Raw genomic sequence first — 14,280 nt, forward strand, 5'->3', positions numbered from 1 at the left:
GTCAGGCCGCTTCGTCAGGCCGCTTCGTCAGGCCGCTTCGTCAGGCCGCTTCGTCTGGCCGCTCAGTCGTGCCGGTTCGCCCACGGGTCATCGGCGTCCGCGGTGCCGTCGAAGCCGAAGAAGAGCCTCTCGACCACGCGGCGGGCACGCCGCGTGGCGCTGCGGTAGTCCTCTGCGAGCTCCCTGCTCCGCCCTGCGGGGTATCCGAGCAGTCGGGCGCAGGCCTCCAGCTCGAAGAGATCCGCCGGGAGCGACGCGGCCGTGCGCCCGCGGAACAGCATCGCAGCGGATCGCAGGCCGGAGGCCAGCAGCCACGCCTCACGCAGCACGTCCGCATCGGTCTCCGCGATCAGTGAGGCATCGACGGCCGCGCTCAGTGCCGGCAGGGTCGAGGTCGTCCGCAGTTCCTCCACCCTGCGGCCGTGGCTGAGCTGGAGCAGCTGCACCGTCCACTCCACGTCGCTCAGGCTGCCCCTGCCCAGCTTGAGGTGCGTGCGACGGTCAGCGCCGCGCGGCAGCCTCTCCGCCTCCATCCGCGCCTTGAGCTTCCGCATCTGCCGCACTGAGCGCTCCGGGACGGATTCCGGGTAGCGCAGATCGTCGATCAGGGCCACGAAGTCCTCGCAGAGCGCTGCGTCCCCCGCGATGGGGCGTGCGCGCAGCAGCGCCTGGGCCTCCCACGGCTCCGACCACTTCGCGTAGTACGAAGCGTACGATTCGAGGCTGCGCACCAGAGGCCCGGAGCGCCCTTCGGGCCGCAGATCGGAATCCACCAGGATGCCGGGCAGCGCATCCGGTCGGGACGCCTCCTTCGTCAGGGCCAGCGCCAGGCGCTTCACGTGCGCGGCGAGCTTCGATGCGTCCTCGGAGGTGGGGCCGGCGGACCCGGGCGCCGCCGGATCCCCGCTGGGCCGGTACGCGAACATCACGTCCGCGTCGGAGAAGTATCCGATCTCCGCCCCGCCCAGCCGGCCCATCGCGATGACCGCGAATTCGTAGGGCGGCACCCCCTCGTCGTCCATGGACAGGCGGAGCGCGGAGACCAGCGCGTCGAGGTAGACGTCCGCATTGCGCGACAGCGCGGCGGCGATCTCGTCCACCCCCGGCTGCTCGAGCACGTCGGTGAGCGCGGTCCGCAGGACCTCCCTGCCGTGCAGCGCACGCAGCGGCTGCAGCGCCCGGGCACCGTGGCGCGCCAGCAGCGTCCGTGCTTCACGGGCGATCGACTCCCGCGGACGGGGTGCCAGCGCGGAGTCGTCGTCGATCCACGCGACGGCGTTCGGCACATGCTGGAGGAGACTCGTGGCATAGGAGGATGCGGACAGCACGGCCGCCAGCGAATGGACTGCTGATCCAGAATCGCGCAGCAGCCTCAGGTACCAGCTCGAGTCCCTCAGGCTCTCACCCAGACGACGGAACGCGAGGAGTCCTGAGTCGGGGTTCACCCCTTCTGCGAGCCAGTCCAGCATCGCCGGCAGGACCTGCCCGTGGATCACCGCCGCACGGCTCACTCCCGACGTCGCCGCCTGGATGTGGGTGAGCGCTGCCTTCGGATCCCGGTAGCCGAATGCGGACAGCCGATCCCGCGCATCCGCGGCGGTGAGCGAGGTCAGCACGGTGTCGGAGCTCGCTGCGTCGAGGATGGGGCGGTAGAAGATCTGCTCGTGGTACGAGCGCACCCGGCGACGGACGTCTGCCAGCGCACGGTCCAGGCGCGCGGTGGTCCGATCCCCCGTGGAGTACACTGCGCGGGCGAGCCTCCTCCTGCGGTCCTCCAGCTGCGGGATCACCGCGGTGCGCAGCAGTCGCGGGATCTGGAGGCGGTGTTCCACCACCCGGAGGAACCGATAGCACTCGTCCAGGCCCCGTGCGTCGGACCGTGCGATGTAGCCGCGCTCTCCCAGCCGCGACAGGGCCAGGAGGGTGGCGGGAGCGCGGATCGATTCGTCCACGCCGCCGTGGACCAGCTGGAGGAGCTGTGCGGAGAACTCCACGTCGCGCAGGCCGCCGCGGCCCAGCTTGATCTGCGCGTCCGCCTGCTGGGTGGGCAGCAGGGAGACGACCCTGCGCCGCATCGCGCGGACACCTTCGACGAACCCGTCGCGCTGGCTGGCCGACCAGACATGGGGCCGCATCCGGTCTGCCCACTCCCTGCCCAGGAACACGTCTCCGGCCAGGTGACGGGACTTCAGCAGGGCCTGGAATTCCCACGACTCCGCGACGTCCGAGTAGTAGGCGTCGAATTCGTCGACGGTGCGCAGGAGTCGGCCCGACTTCCCCTCCGGGCGGAGTGCGGCATCGAGCTCCCAGAGCGCGGGCTCCTGCCCCGCCGCACCGACGATCTCCGTGATCCGCGCGACCATGTCCTCTGCGGCCTTCACCCCGTCGTCGTCCGGAGCAACCGCATCGTCCGGTGCGTCATCGCCCGGCGCGTGGACGTAGACCACGTCCACGTCCGACACGTAGTTGAGTTCGCGTGCACCGCACTTGCCCATCGCGATGACCGCCATCCGCACCCGCACGTGGGGATCCAGCTCCGCGCGTGCGATCGCCAGCGCCGCTTCGACCGCCGCACCCGCCAGGTCGGACAGGATGCGGCACATCTCGTCGACGACGCGGGCGGGCTCGGCTGACCCCAGGTCGTCGGCGACCAGGCGCAGCACCTCGTCGCGATACGCGCGGCGCAGCGCGTCCACTCCCTCCTGTCCCGTGCGCGTCGCGACGGGGGATGCGACGTCCCGATCGGAGTCTGCGCCCACTGCGTGGAGCAGCAGATCCCGCAGTGCTTCGGCACCCGCGCCGGGAGAATCGAGGAGCAGCGGCCCCTCTCCTCGCAGGCCGAGCGCCGACGCCGGGTGACGCACGAGGTGGTCCGTGAGCGCCTCGGACGCGCCGGCGACGGTCACGATCCGCGGCAGGAGGCCGGTCGACGGGGACGCGGATTCCTCGCGCAGCGCGTCGAGGAGCCCTGCGTCATCGCACGCATCCGCCGCTTCGACGATGCGCAGCAGCCCGAGCGCCGCCGCATCCGGATCGACGGCCGCTGCGAAGAGCGCTCGCACGGCGGAATCATCTGCGAGCGACGTCCCCAGCTGCTCGTCGACCTCGCCGAGGAACCGCAGCACCCTGCTGGGCCGCCTGCGCGAGCTCGACCGGGACGGGTCGCTGCTCCTCCCCCGTCGAGTCATCGTCACAGCGAGCCGAAGAGCCGCTCGAGCTCGAAGGGCGTCACCTGATCGCGGTAGCTCGCCCACTCCTGCCGCTTGTTGCGGAGGAAGAAGTCGAACACCTCCTCGCCCAGCGTCGTGGCGACCAGCTCGCTGTCCTCCATGAGGGAGATCGCGTGGTCGAGGCTCTGCGGCAGCGAGCGGATGCCCAGGGCGCGGCGCTCCGCATCCGTGAGCCTCCAGACGTTGTCCTCCGCCTCCTCCGGGAGCGGGAGCTCGTCCTCGATCCCCTGGAGACCGGCGGCGAGCATGAGCGCGTACGCGAGGTACGGGTTCGCCGCGGAGTCGAGTCCGCGGTACTCGACCCGCGCCGACGATTCCTTCCCGGACTTGTACTGCGGCACCCGGATGAGCGCAGACCGGTTGCGGTGCCCCCAGCAGATGTAGCTGGGAGCCTCGTGCCCCGTCCACAGCCGCTTGTACGAGTTCACGTACTGGTTCGTCACCGCGGTGATCTCCGGTGCGTAGTGCAGCAGTCCGGCCACGAAATGCCGTCCGATCGAGGACAGCTGGTACTCCGCGCCCGGCGCGTAGAAGGCGTTCGTCTCCCCTTCGAAGAGGGAGACATGGGTGTGCATGCCGTTGCCGGGCTCACCGGCGAGCGGCTTCGGCATGAAGGAGGCGTACACGCCCTGCTCCACGGCGACCTCCTTGACCATCGCGCGGAAGGTCATGACGTTGTCCGCCATCGTGAGCGCGTCCGCGTAGCGCAGATCGATCTCATTCTGACCGGGCCCCGCCTCATGGTGGGAGAACTCGACGCTGATCCCCATCGTCTCGAGGGTCTGCACCGCCTCCCTGCGGAAGTCGTTCGCCGTTCCTCCGTTCACATGGTCGAAGTACCCCGCGGTGTCGACGGGGACGGGGGCGGAGCCGCCCAGCTCGCCGGACTGGAAGAGGTAGAACTCGATCTCCGGGTGGACGTAGAACGTGAAGCCCGCGTCCGCGGCGCGCGCCAGACTCCGCTTGAGCACGTTGCGCGGATCCGCCGGTGCGGGCCCGCCGTCGGGCGAATGGATGTCGCAGATCATCCGCGCCGTGGGCTCGGTCTCACCCCGCCACGGCAGCAGCGAGAACGTCGACGGATCCGGCCTCAGCACCATGTCCGCCTCGTAGACCCGCGAGAAGCCCTCGACCGACGAGCCGTCGAATCCGATCCCCTCGCCGAATGCCCCCTCGAGCTCCGCGGGCACGATCGCCACCGACTTCAGCCGGCCCAGCACGTCCGGGAACCAGAGTCGGATGAAGCGGACGTCGCGGTCCTCGACCGTCTTGAGGACGAAGTCCTGCTGCTTGCTCATCGTCGCCATCGGCTCAGCTGTCCTCCCACTTCGCGTCCTCGCGCTCCCACTGCGCAGACTTGGATGCCGCCGTGTCGAGCGCGCTGCGTGCCTCCGCCTCCGTGTCGTAGGGGCCCATCCGGTTCTCCCAGCTGCTCTGCGGGCCCTTCTCCACCTGCCCGGACTTCGTGTTGAACCAGTAGTGCTCGGGCGTCGGGGTGTCAGCCATGGGTGCCTCCTCGCGGGTGGTCATGCGAATCGTGCGTCCAGCCTACCGCCGCGATCGTCGCGGGTCGGGGCCAACGGAGCATGTCGTCCGAGCACAAAAGGTTTGGTGCGCACACCTTTGAGCGTCTACGCTCGGATCGTCACAGCCGACGATGGAGGACAGCACACCATGCGCATCAGCGTTCCCACGGAGATCAAGAGCGCCGAGCGCCGCGTCGCGCTCACGCCGGCCGGGGTCCACGACCTCACGGGTCGCGGCCACGAGGTCGCGGTGCAGTCCGGTGCCGGACTGGGCGCGCACTTCGACGACGAGGCGTATGCCGCCGCGGGCGCGCGCATCATCGAGGACGCCGCAGAGATCTGGGGCAGGGCCGACATGGTCGTGAAGGTGAAGGAGCCGCTCCCCGAAGAGCACGGCTTCCTCCGCGACGATCTGATCCTCTTCACGTACCTCCACCTCGCCGCGGACGAATCCCTCACCCAGGCGATCCTCTCCGCGGGCACGACCGCGATCGCGTATGAGACGGTGCAGCCCGACGGCGGAGGGCTGCCCCTGCTCGCCCCGATGAGCGAGATCGCCGGTCGTCTGTCCGTCCAGGAGGGTGCGCACCACCTGCTGAGCCCCGCCGGCGGTCGCGGCGTGCTGCTGCCGGGAGTCCCGGGAGTGGATCGCGCCCATGTGACCGTCATCGGCGCGGGCGCCGCAGGCGCCTCTGCCGCGCGCGCCGCGGTGGGCATGGGTGCGCACGTGGAGATCTTCGACGTGAATCTGCCCCGACTGCGCTACCTCGACGAGGTCTTCGACGGCCGGCTCCAGACGAAGATGTCGACGCCCCTGGACATTGCCGAATCCGTGAAGCGCTCGGACCTCGTCATCGGCTCCGTGCTCATCCCCGGCAGCCGTGCCCCCAAGCTCGTCACCGACGACATGGTCGCCGGCATGGGCCGCGGCAGCGTGCTCGTCGACATCGCGATCGACCAGGGCGGCTGCTTCGAGGGATCGCGGCCCACCACGCACGATGACCCGACCTTCGCGGTGCACGACACCCTCTACTACTGCGTCGCGAACATGCCCGGGGCCGCTCCGGTCACGGCGACGCGAGCACTGACGAACGCGACGCTGCCGTACATCGGGCGCATCGCGGACAAGGGCTGGAAGGAGGCCCTCGGAGCCGACGTCGCGCTGGGTCGCGGGCTCAATGCGGCCGCGGGCCGCCTCACGAACGCTCCCGTGGCCCAGGCCTTCGGCATGGACCACCAGGACGTCGCCGAGGCCCTGGCGGGCTGACGCGCCCGACTCCCGTTCCCCGCAGCGCGCGATCACCGTCGCGATGGCCGGCCCCTCCTCCCGGGGGGGCCGGCCATCGTCGTCCTCAGGAGCCGGACATCGTCGTGCTGCGGAAGTGCGCCTCGCACAGGCGGCCGGCGTCCTCCGCCCGGCCCGCGGCGATCGCATCGACGATCGCGGTGTGGTCCGCGCAGGCGCGGGCGAACAGCGAGTCCGAGAAGGGGTCGTGGCGGAAGCCCGCATTGATCTTCCGGTCCAGCTCCTGGGCGATCTCCACCAGGTGCGGATTGCCGGCGGCCAGGGCGATCGCGTGATGCAGCCGTGCGTCGGCCGTGCGGGCCTCGGCGGCCGTCGTGGCACTCTCATAGTCGAGCGCACGGCGGCGCAGCTGCGCCACGGAGTCGTCCGGCCGCCGGTCTGCGGCGGCAGCGGCGACGCGGTTCTGGATGATCGCGCGGGCGTCGAGCAGATCGCGGCGGGCACGTCGGAACTCCGTGAGCCGATCCGCGTAGACGTCGACCCGGCTGGCCTCGACACGGGAGATGAAGGTTCCGCCGCCGCGGCCTCGGCGACGGACGACGAAGCCCGCGCGCTCCAGCGTGGAGAGTGCGGCACGCACGCTCGAGCGGGAGACGGCGAGTGCGTCTGCGAGGTCGCGCTCGGCAGGCAGGCGCGTGCCCTCCGGAAGGGCGCCCGCGGCGATCGACGCCATGATGTGGTCCGCGATCTGGCCGGGGGTCGACGCGGCGGAGACGACGTCGGAGAGATCGGCGAAGGACGCGTCCGCCTGCAGTCCCATCCTCCACCTCCCGCTGCGCGCTCCGTGAGACGAGCCGCTCCGTGCCATCCGATGCGCTCGCCGCGTCCAGGATATAGGTCCGTGCGCCGTCGCCGGCACACCTGCGCGGACCCTCATCCGATGTCATCCGCGCGCTCGCTAGACTGGCCGCATCATGAATGGATCCACTGCGCCCCTGGGCACTCTCACCGCCGGCCGCCTGTCGCCGCAGCGCGTCGTCCCCGCCTCCATCCCGCGGCCTGAATACGTCGGGCGAGACGTGCCGGACGAGGGCCGCGGCGGCGACCTCCACTCCCCCGAAGAAGTCGAGCGGATCCGGACTGCGGGACGCATCGCCGCAGACGCGCTGGAGGCCATCGGCCGGATGATCCGTCCGGGAATCACCACGGACGACATCGACGCGGTGGCCCACGATTACCTCGTCGCCCACGATTCCTATCCGTCGACGCTGGGGTACCGGGCGTTCCCCAAGTCGACGTGCACGTCGGTCAACGAGTGCATCTGCCATGGCATCCCCGATTCCACGGTGCTGGCGGACGGAGACATCGTCAACGTCGACATCACGGCATTCAAGGACGGCGTCCACGGCGACACGAACTTCACGTTCCTCGTGGGCGACGTCGACGAGGAGTCCCGGCTGCTCGTCCAGCGCACGTACGAGGCGACGATGCGCGGGATCCGCGCGGTGAAGCCGGGTCGTCAGATCAATGTGATCGGACGGGTCATCGAGAAGTACGCCCAGCGGTTCGGCTACGGAGTCGTGCGCGACTTCACGGGGCACGGCGTCGGACGCGAATTCCATTCCGGCCTCATCGTCCCGCACTACGATGCGGCGCCGAACCACAGTGAGGTCATCGAGCCCGGCATGGTCTTCACGATCGAGCCGATGCTCAATCTGGGGACGGAGAAGTGGGAGCAGTGGGACGATGACTGGACCATCGTGACTGCGGACCGCAAGCGCTCCGCGCAGTTCGAGCACACGCTCGTCGTCACGGACACGGGCGCCGACATCCTGACGCTCCCCTCCCCCGGCGCGGCGATCGCCGACGGGCCCGGATCCCCCGCCTGAACACCGCACATCCCGCTCGTCCCCGTGCGGCGCATGCCGCCCGGATCCGAAAGGCGTTCACCCATGTCACAGCGCGAGACCCTCACGACGTCACGACTGGCCATCGGCATCGACATCGGCGGCACCGGGACGAAGGCCGGACTGGTCGACGTGGCGACCGGGACGATGCTGGGGAGCCGTGTCCGCGAGGACACTCCGCAGCCGGCGACCCCGCAGGCGGTCATCGCGACGGTCGCGTCCGTCGTCAGCACACTGGGCGAGCAGTCGGAGGAAGCCGGCCTCCTCCCCACGGCCGGCCACGTCGAGAGGCTGCCGATCGGCTGCGCGTTCCCCGGGGTCATCAAGCAGGGCACTGTGCAGTTCACGGGCAACCTGGACGCCGCGTTCGACGGGTTCCCGATCGTCGACGCGCTGAGTGACGCACTCGGGGCGAAGGTCCATATGGCGAATGACGCGGACGCCGCGGGGCTCGCGGAGATGACGTACGGAGCGGGCCGGGACCACCGCAAGGACACCGTCATGATGACGACGCTGGGAACCGGGATCGGCACAGCGCTCTTCGCGGGAGGCAGGCTGTTCCCGTACACGGAGCTCGGCCACCTCACGGTCGACGGGGTCGCGGCGGAGACGCGCACGTCGGTCGCGGCGATGCGCCGCGATGGGTACGACATGCAGGAGTGGTGCAGGCGGCTGACCGTCTACTACCGCGAACTCGAGCGGCTGTTCTGGCCGGACCTCTTCATCGTGGGCGGCGGCATCTCGAAGCGCGCTGCGGACTTCCTGTCGGACATCGACGTGGAGACGCCGATTCGCGCAGCCGAGCTGCTGAACAATGCGGGCATCGTGGGCGCGGGCCTGCTGGGCCACAACAAGGGCAAGATGAAGGTGCGTCGGAAGGTCGGCTGACCTTTCAGGCCTCTGCATCCTTCCGCGACGCCAGCGCCAGCCGTTCGACGAGGTCGTCCGGGATCGGTCTGCGTGGCGAGAATGTGACTCCGGTCTTCGTCGCCTTGAGTCCGGCGACCGCGATGTCCTCGGCGTGTGCGCTGATTGCGCCCGCAGAGACGTACAGCCCGCACTGCTTGCTGAACGCCGCATAGCCCGCGACGATGGTGCCGCCGATCCTGAACCCCGGCATGTTGTAGGCCACGATCTCCTCCGCGTCCGGCAGGGTGCGTCTCAGAACCGTGCGGAGCTGCCTGAGGGAAGGCTGGAAGGATTCGGGTGCCGCGGCTATATACGCGTCGTGGTCGTCGATCGTCGTCATGGAAGTCGCTCCCGATTCTTCGCGGTGGTCCGGCTCTTGGCTCGTTCCTTCCTCAGACTAGTCCCCACGGTCCGTGCGCTAGACTGGCGCCCACTGAACACGCGTATAACCTGGTTCCGAAGGAGTGACCATGGACAACCTGCAGTGGCCTCGCGGACGCAGCGACAGAGGCGCGTTCGCAGCACGTTTCGGCGATGCCCGCGCTGGTCGGCGTCGATTGGGAGCGGATGGACCGCAGTCGCAGGATCTACCTGGCCATCCCAGTGCTCGCCCATTCGGTCGCGCTCGGTCCGGGATCGCTGTCCAATACCTACGCGAGCCCGGCGATCTCCTCAGTGCTCGTCCGGACCGGTCGGCTGGTCGACGGTGCGCTGCGCAGACTCACTGACACCCGGAACTGGAGCTACCACCTGTACTTCCGCGATGCGCTCCAGCCCGGCCACGGCGGATTCGAGCACACCGGGATGGTGCGAGCGATGCACGCGTATTCCCGCGCACAGCACCTCAGCCACGGTGGCGGCACAGACGAGTACGGCACGCCGATCAATGCGATCGACATGCTCCGCACATGGTTCGACTTCACCTACGTCCCCTACCGCGGGCTCCAGAAGATGGGCTATGAGCTCAGTGTCAGTGTCGAAGAGGTCCGAGACGTCTACTACTTCTGGCAGACGATCGGCGGCCTGCTCAGGATCCCCGATGACGTGCGGTCCGGCCTCGACGACCATGAATCGTCCGAGCAGATGGGTGCAGGCCATCGCAGCAGTGGCCGGGAAGCCTGATGAAGGCTCGCGATCGCTGGTCAACGCCCTCACGGCGCGGTGGCACAGCAGCTGGCGGTCGTCCTGCAGCTGCCGGAGGAGCCGCTGCGCGAACGCACCGAGGCGCAGATCCGCATCATCCACGGCGATGAGATGGCCGACTGGCTCAACGTCCCGCGGCGATCCATCCAGGTGTCGGAGGCGCTGCAGGTGCCGCTCGTCGCACAGAGATTCGAGTTCCTGAAGCAGCTGCCGGTCGCCCTCGAGAAGGAGATCGCGACGAACGAGGCGATCCTCGGACAGCTGCTCGAAGCGACCGAGGACGGACGCCCCGCGTATGAGAGAGCCCCGTCAGATGCCGCGTAGGCACGTCAGCCGAGGCTGATGGTGAGGACAGGCCGCCTGTACGCCGGGTTCTGTTCGTGCACCCGGTCACCCCGGTGCACGCGACGACCATCTATCTGGGACCGCTGTCACCAGCGGCCTCGAGCGATCCACCCGACGGCTTCGGGCGAGCAGCCCTCGAACGCCGTCTGTCCGATCTTGCTCCGGGTGGGGTTTGCATAGCTGCCGCAGTCACCTGCAGCACTGGTGGTCTCTTACACCACCGTTTCACCCTTACCCGTCCCAGGATCGCTCCCGGTCCGGGCGGTCTGCTCTCTGTTGCACTTTCCCGCGGGTCACCCCGGGTGGCTGTTGGCCACCACCCTGCTCTGCGGAGCCCGGACGTTCCTCAGCCCAGCGGCTTTCGCCACTGCTGAGCCGCGGCCGTCCAGCGACCTGTCCTCGACGCGACAGTCTACCGCCTCGTCGCGCTCCGCCGCGCTGGGCACGGCACCCCGACGCTCACCATTGTGGGCCGCCGGAACGGTGTCCCACACTGCAGAGACAAGGTTGCCGGCTCAGCCAGCCTGAGACGAGCCGGAGTGAGAGGAGTCACCGTGTCCGAGCTGGCCGTAGTTGCGGGTGCGACCGGGTACATCGGTCGGTACCTCGTGCAGGAGCTTTCTGACCGGGGGTACCGAGTCCGCGCGATCGTCCGATCACGGAAGCGCGCCGAACAGCCCGGTGCATTCGGAGCTCCGTCGCTGGCGGGTCGCGTCGCGGAGTGGTGCGAAGGCAATATCACAGCGCCGTCATTCGTCGCCGGACTCTGCGAGGGGGCTGACCGGGTGTGCTCCGCGCTCGGTGTCACCCGGCAGAAGGCCAGCCCGTGGGACATCGACTACCGGGCCAACCTGCGCCTGCTGGAGGAGGCGGAGAATGCGTCGGTCGATTCCTTCCTCTTCGTCAACGTCATGCACGCAGCGGTCGGCCGGTCGCTGATCACGCGGTCGAAGACGGCCTTCTCCGAGGCACTGACCCGGTCGTCGACAGCACACCAGATCGTGAATCCGTCGGCCTACTTCTCCGACATGAGCGAGTTCCTGTCGATGGCCCGATCCGGATTCGTCCTGCTGCCGCCCGGACGCGGAGTCAGGATCGCACCCATCCACGGCGCGGACCTGGCCGCCTACTGCGCCGACCGTCTGGGCGACACCAGCGGCAGCTGGGACGTGGGCGGTCCGGACGTCCTCACCTTCGACCAGGTCGGGAGGCTCGCGGCCGCTGCCGTCGGGAAGCCCTGCCGTATGATCCGGATCCCGGCGGCAGCGGTGACGGCAGGAGTCTGGGCAGCCCGACGCGTCGGTGGCCGCACAGCCGTCCTCGCGGAGTTCCTGTCAGAGGGGTTCACCCGTGACGCGATCGGGGAGCGGTGGGGTGAGCATCACCTCGAGGAGTTCTTCCGAAGGAGCGCCCAGGAGAAGTCCGCGTAGGAGGACCCGGCGGTTCCCCACGATCCGCGTTCACCCGGTCGCTCCTCGCATCGCGGCGACCGGTACAGTCCTCGTGGTCGGTCACTCCGATCTCCACCCGCCCGCGGCGTCACCAGGAGGACATGCCCCGTGAAGATCCTGCTCCCCCCGTCGGAGGGCAAGACGCCGCCTTGCTCGGGGGATCCCGTGGACGTCGCCGGACTCACCTTCCCGCAGCTCGGTGAGGCACGGCACCAGATGCTCCAGACGCTCGTCGAGACCTCCACGCGGAGCGACGCGCTCACCCTGCTGGGCGTCGGGAAATCGCTGCACGAGGAGGTCCGTGCGAACACCCGCCTGGCGAGTGCTCCGACAGGGCCGGCCAGCTCGGTCTACACAGGAGTGCTCTTCGCAGCGATGGGCGCGGAGGACCTCGCACAGGTCCCTGAGGAGAAGCGGTCCGCAGTCCACGTCATGTCGGGATTGTTCGGCATCGTCGGGATCGACGATCTGATCCCCGCGTACCGACTGTCGATGGGAGCGCAGCTGCCGGAGTTCGGTCGAGCGAAGACGTGGTGGAGGCCTCAGCTGGCGCCGGTGCTCAACGAAGCCTTCGCCGACGAGCTGCTGGTCGACTGCCGCTCCGCTGACTACCGTGCTGCGTGGCCGGGGCCGTCTGCACAGGTCGTCACGATCGACGTGGTCCAGGTGCGCAGCGGAGCGCGGAAGGTGGTCTCCCACTTCGCGAAGCACACCCGCGGTGAGCTGGTCGGCAGGCTGCTGCGCTCGCCTGCCGCACTGCCTTCCACAGCGGAAGACGTCGCCGAGGCCGCATCCGCCTGGTACGAGGTCGAGCTCACGCCCGCTGCGGGCAGGAAGCCCGCTTCCCTCACCGTGGTGCTGCCGGAGTCCTGATCGCGACGCGGACGGCGACGGACGTCACGCGATCTTGAGCAGGAGGGCTCCGCAGCCGTCGCAGTCGAGCATGCCTCCGGGACCGAGGTTCCGGTAGGTGTCTCCGAGCATGCCGGAGAGCTGCTCTCCGCAGGCCCCGCACGAGCCTGCGGTCACGACAGCGGCAGCCGGATACGAGCCCTCCGCCCGGAGACGACCGTGCAGATCAGCGGGAATCCGCTCGAGCAGTGACGCACGGATCTTCTCGACCTCCGCGATCTCACCGGTGAGGCGCTCGTCCTCGCTCGCGCGCTCTGCCTGCAGTTCGCGTCCGCGGGCCGCGACCTCCTCCGCTTTCGCAGTCGTGTCCGCCAGCTGCGAGGCTGTCTCCTCCGCCGCTTCGAGCGCTTCGACCTGCTCGCCCTCGATGAGGTCGATGCGTTCGCGCAGGCCCGCGATCTCATCCTGCAGTCCCATGAGGTCCCGCGAGGTGAGTCCAGTGCCGTCGTTGAGGCGCGTCTCCGTGCGCATCACACGCTCACGCACGTCATCGGCGCTGTTCTCCGCGTCGCGGGCTGCCTTCTCCTGCTCGGCGTGCACCGCGGCGAGACGAGTGCGCTCGTTCTGCAGCTCGCCATGCTCACCTGCAAGAGCGCGCAGCGCCTCGAGTCGTTCAGTCTGCTTCGCCTCGTGCTGCAGCGTGCGCAGGTGCGAGCCCTCCGCGATCCACTCGCGCAGTGCGGCTGCCTGCTCCTCTGAGAGGTGTTCGTCGGCCATATCAGTCCTCCTGTGCGATCCGCAGCGTCCACGCGTCGGTGCGCCGGGTGGAGACCCTGACGCGCAGGTTCCAGCCGCGCTGGGCCGCCACCTCTCCCAGCAATTCAGCCGCCCGGTCGAGCCACAGCGATTCCGCGGCCCAATGTGAGATGTCGATGAGGTGCGGGAGGCCGGCGCCGCGATGTGCGGTGTCCCGGGCCTCGGTCGCGGGATGGTGTCGGAGGTCGGAGGTGATGTAGACGTCGGCGCCCACCTCTCGGACGGAATCGAAGAGACCATCGCCCGCACCTCCGCAGACTGCGACTCGGCGGACCTCGGCGTCGGGATCGCCTGCGATCCGCACACCGGTCACGGTGGCGGGCAGGACCTTCGCGAGCGTCTCCGCGAGCGCACGCACCGTCGTGGGCTCACGGTCGCCCCAGCGGCCGATGCCCACCCCGTCCGGAGCTCCGGCCGTCTGCACGAGCGGTCCCTCGACCGGCACCCCGAGCGTCTCGATGAGCGCGTCGGAGACGCCTCCCAGCTGTGAATCAGCATTGGTGTGGGCGGCGATGTGCGCGATCCCGGCACGGACGAGGCGTGTGAGCTGTCCGCCCTTGAGAGTGTCGGAGGCGACCGAGGTGATCCCCCTCAGCAGGAGGGGATGGTGGGTGAGGAGAACGTCTGCACCGGTCTCCTCGGCCTCCGCGATGACGTCGTCCACCGGGTCGACCGCCAGCAGGACGGACGTCACCCGCTCAGTCGGATCGCCTGCGGTCAGCCCGACGGAATCCCACGCCTCCGCGTACGCCTCCGGCCACAGTTCATCGATGAGTGCGCGCACCTGCGCGAGCGTGGGTTCGACCATGACTCCACCGTAGTCGACCACGACTCGGACGTGAGTGGCACGCGTCA

Annotated in this window: 14 protein-coding genes and 1 other RNA gene; 7 read left to right on the top strand and 8 right to left on the bottom strand. The window is 69.3% G+C overall.

Going from position 1 to position 14,280, the window contains the following annotated elements; genetic code table 11:
* Positions 1–62: 62 nt before the first annotated feature.
* The 3 genes from FM105_RS05050 to FM105_RS05060 are packed head-to-tail and all read right to left on the bottom strand — an operon-like array spanning position 63 to position 4,736.
* Complete coding sequence (locus FM105_RS05050; protein WP_256970243.1) at positions 63–3,188, bottom strand: bifunctional [glutamine synthetase] adenylyltransferase/[glutamine synthetase]-adenylyl-L-tyrosine phosphorylase; 3,126 nt, start codon at positions 3,186–3,188, stop codon at positions 63–65.
* Positions 3,189–3,190: 2 nt separating this feature from the next.
* On the bottom strand, positions 3,191–4,528 hold the full coding sequence (locus FM105_RS05055; RefSeq protein ID WP_087005944.1) for a glutamine synthetase family protein: 1,338 nt from the start codon (positions 4,526–4,528) through the stop codon (positions 3,191–3,193).
* Between the two features lie 13 nt (positions 4,529–4,541).
* Positions 4,542–4,736, bottom strand: coding sequence for a hypothetical protein (locus tag FM105_RS05060; RefSeq protein ID WP_087005775.1), 195 nt, complete (start codon positions 4,734–4,736; stop codon positions 4,542–4,544).
* Positions 4,737–4,904: 168 nt separating this feature from the next.
* On the opposite strand from FM105_RS05060, the gene ald reads away from it, so the two are divergent.
* Positions 4,905–6,023 carry an alanine dehydrogenase gene (ald, locus tag FM105_RS05065; protein WP_087005780.1) on the top strand — a complete coding sequence of 373 codons (1,119 nt, stop codon included), beginning with the start codon at positions 4,905–4,907 and terminating at the stop codon, positions 6,021–6,023.
* 85 nt (positions 6,024–6,108) lie between these two features.
* Here ald and FM105_RS05070 read toward each other — a convergent pair whose 3' ends face one another.
* Entirely contained in the window at positions 6,109–6,822 is a 714-nt protein-coding gene (locus FM105_RS05070) for a FadR/GntR family transcriptional regulator (RefSeq protein WP_087005783.1), read from the bottom strand.
* A gap of 154 nt (positions 6,823–6,976) precedes the next feature.
* Here FM105_RS05070 and map point away from each other — a divergent pair, with 154 nt between their 5' ends.
* On the top strand, positions 6,977–7,891 hold the full coding sequence (map, locus tag FM105_RS05075) for a type I methionyl aminopeptidase (RefSeq protein ID WP_087005786.1): 915 nt from the start codon (positions 6,977–6,979) through the stop codon (positions 7,889–7,891).
* Positions 7,892–7,954: 63 nt separating this feature from the next.
* Positions 7,955–8,797 (top strand): polyphosphate--glucose phosphotransferase, encoded by an 843-nt coding sequence (gene ppgK / locus FM105_RS05080; RefSeq protein ID WP_087005789.1) that lies wholly within the window; start codon positions 7,955–7,957, stop codon positions 8,795–8,797.
* Positions 8,798–8,801: 4 nt separating this feature from the next.
* Here the strand turns inward: ppgK and FM105_RS05085 are convergent, their stop codons facing one another.
* Positions 8,802–9,158: an iron chaperone gene (locus FM105_RS05085; RefSeq protein ID WP_087005792.1), complete on the bottom strand. Its 357-nt coding sequence runs from the start codon at positions 9,156–9,158 to the stop codon at positions 8,802–8,804.
* A gap of 194 nt (positions 9,159–9,352) precedes the next feature.
* On the opposite strand from FM105_RS05085, the gene FM105_RS05090 reads away from it, so the two are divergent.
* Both FM105_RS05090 and FM105_RS05095 read left to right on the top strand, forming a co-directional pair.
* Positions 9,353–9,940 (top strand): oxygenase MpaB family protein, encoded by a 588-nt coding sequence (locus FM105_RS05090; RefSeq protein WP_087005796.1) that lies wholly within the window; start codon positions 9,353–9,355, stop codon positions 9,938–9,940.
* A 39-nt stretch (positions 9,941–9,979) separates the two neighbouring features.
* Positions 9,980–10,285, top strand: coding sequence for a hypothetical protein (locus tag FM105_RS05095; protein ID WP_087005799.1), 306 nt, complete (start codon positions 9,980–9,982; stop codon positions 10,283–10,285).
* A gap of 23 nt (positions 10,286–10,308) precedes the next feature.
* Here FM105_RS05095 and rnpB read toward each other — a convergent pair.
* An RNA gene (gene rnpB / locus FM105_RS05100) (RNase P RNA component class A) lies at positions 10,309–10,703 on the bottom strand.
* 157 nt (positions 10,704–10,860) lie between these two features.
* Between rnpB and FM105_RS05105 the strand changes: the two genes are divergently transcribed.
* Both FM105_RS05105 and FM105_RS05110 read left to right on the top strand, forming a co-directional pair.
* Positions 10,861–11,736 carry an SDR family oxidoreductase gene (locus FM105_RS05105; RefSeq protein WP_256970244.1) on the top strand — a complete coding sequence of 292 codons (876 nt, stop codon included), beginning with the start codon at positions 10,861–10,863 and terminating at the stop codon, positions 11,734–11,736.
* 129 nt (positions 11,737–11,865) lie between these two features.
* The gene (locus tag FM105_RS05110) at positions 11,866–12,630 is read left to right on the top strand and encodes a YaaA family protein (RefSeq protein ID WP_087005802.1); all 765 of its coding nucleotides are present in this window, start codon (positions 11,866–11,868) and stop codon (positions 12,628–12,630) included.
* Positions 12,631–12,654: 24 nt separating this feature from the next.
* On the opposite strand, the gene FM105_RS05115 is transcribed toward FM105_RS05110, so the two are convergent.
* Both FM105_RS05115 and FM105_RS05120 read right to left on the bottom strand, forming a co-directional pair.
* Complete coding sequence (locus tag FM105_RS05115) at positions 12,655–13,386, bottom strand: zinc ribbon domain-containing protein (protein ID WP_087005805.1); 732 nt, start codon at positions 13,384–13,386, stop codon at positions 12,655–12,657.
* Position 13,387: 1 nt separating this feature from the next.
* Positions 13,388–14,233, bottom strand: coding sequence for a Nif3-like dinuclear metal center hexameric protein (locus FM105_RS05120; RefSeq protein WP_087005809.1), 846 nt, complete (start codon positions 14,231–14,233; stop codon positions 13,388–13,390).
* Between the last annotated feature and the right edge of the window lie 47 nt (positions 14,234–14,280).

The organism is Brevibacterium yomogidense (assembly GCF_900163715.1).
In the GTDB taxonomy this organism is placed as follows: Bacteria; Actinomycetota; Actinomycetes; order Actinomycetales; family Brevibacteriaceae; genus Brevibacterium; species Brevibacterium yomogidense_A.

Bases quoted from the DNA above. Each gene is read 5' to 3' on its own strand.
- FM105_RS05050 (WP_256970243.1), bottom strand. From the start codon at position 3,188: ATGACTCGACGGGGGAGGAGCAGCGACCCGTCCCGGTCGAGCTCGCGC.
- FM105_RS05055 (WP_087005944.1), bottom strand. From the start codon at position 4,528: ATGAGCAAGCAGCAGGACTTCGTCCTCAAGACGGTCGAGGACCGCGAC.
- ppgK (WP_087005789.1), top strand. From the start codon at position 7,955: ATGTCACAGCGCGAGACCCTCACGACGTCACGACTGGCCATCGGCATC.
- map (WP_087005786.1), top strand. From the start codon at position 6,977: ATGAATGGATCCACTGCGCCCCTGGGCACTCTCACCGCCGGCCGCCTG.
- ald (WP_087005780.1), top strand. From the start codon at position 4,905: ATGCGCATCAGCGTTCCCACGGAGATCAAGAGCGCCGAGCGCCGCGTC.
- FM105_RS05120 (WP_087005809.1), bottom strand. From the start codon at position 14,233: ATGGTCGAACCCACGCTCGCGCAGGTGCGCGCACTCATCGATGAACTG.
- FM105_RS05060 (WP_087005775.1), bottom strand. From the start codon at position 4,736: ATGGCTGACACCCCGACGCCCGAGCACTACTGGTTCAACACGAAGTCC.
- FM105_RS05115 (WP_087005805.1), bottom strand. From the start codon at position 13,386: ATGGCCGACGAACACCTCTCAGAGGAGCAGGCAGCCGCACTGCGCGAG.
- FM105_RS05085 (WP_087005792.1), bottom strand. From the start codon at position 9,158: ATGACGACGATCGACGACCACGACGCGTATATAGCCGCGGCACCCGAA.
- FM105_RS05070 (WP_087005783.1), bottom strand. From the start codon at position 6,822: ATGGGACTGCAGGCGGACGCGTCCTTCGCCGATCTCTCCGACGTCGTC.
- FM105_RS05090 (WP_087005796.1), top strand. From the start codon at position 9,353: ATGCCCGCGCTGGTCGGCGTCGATTGGGAGCGGATGGACCGCAGTCGC.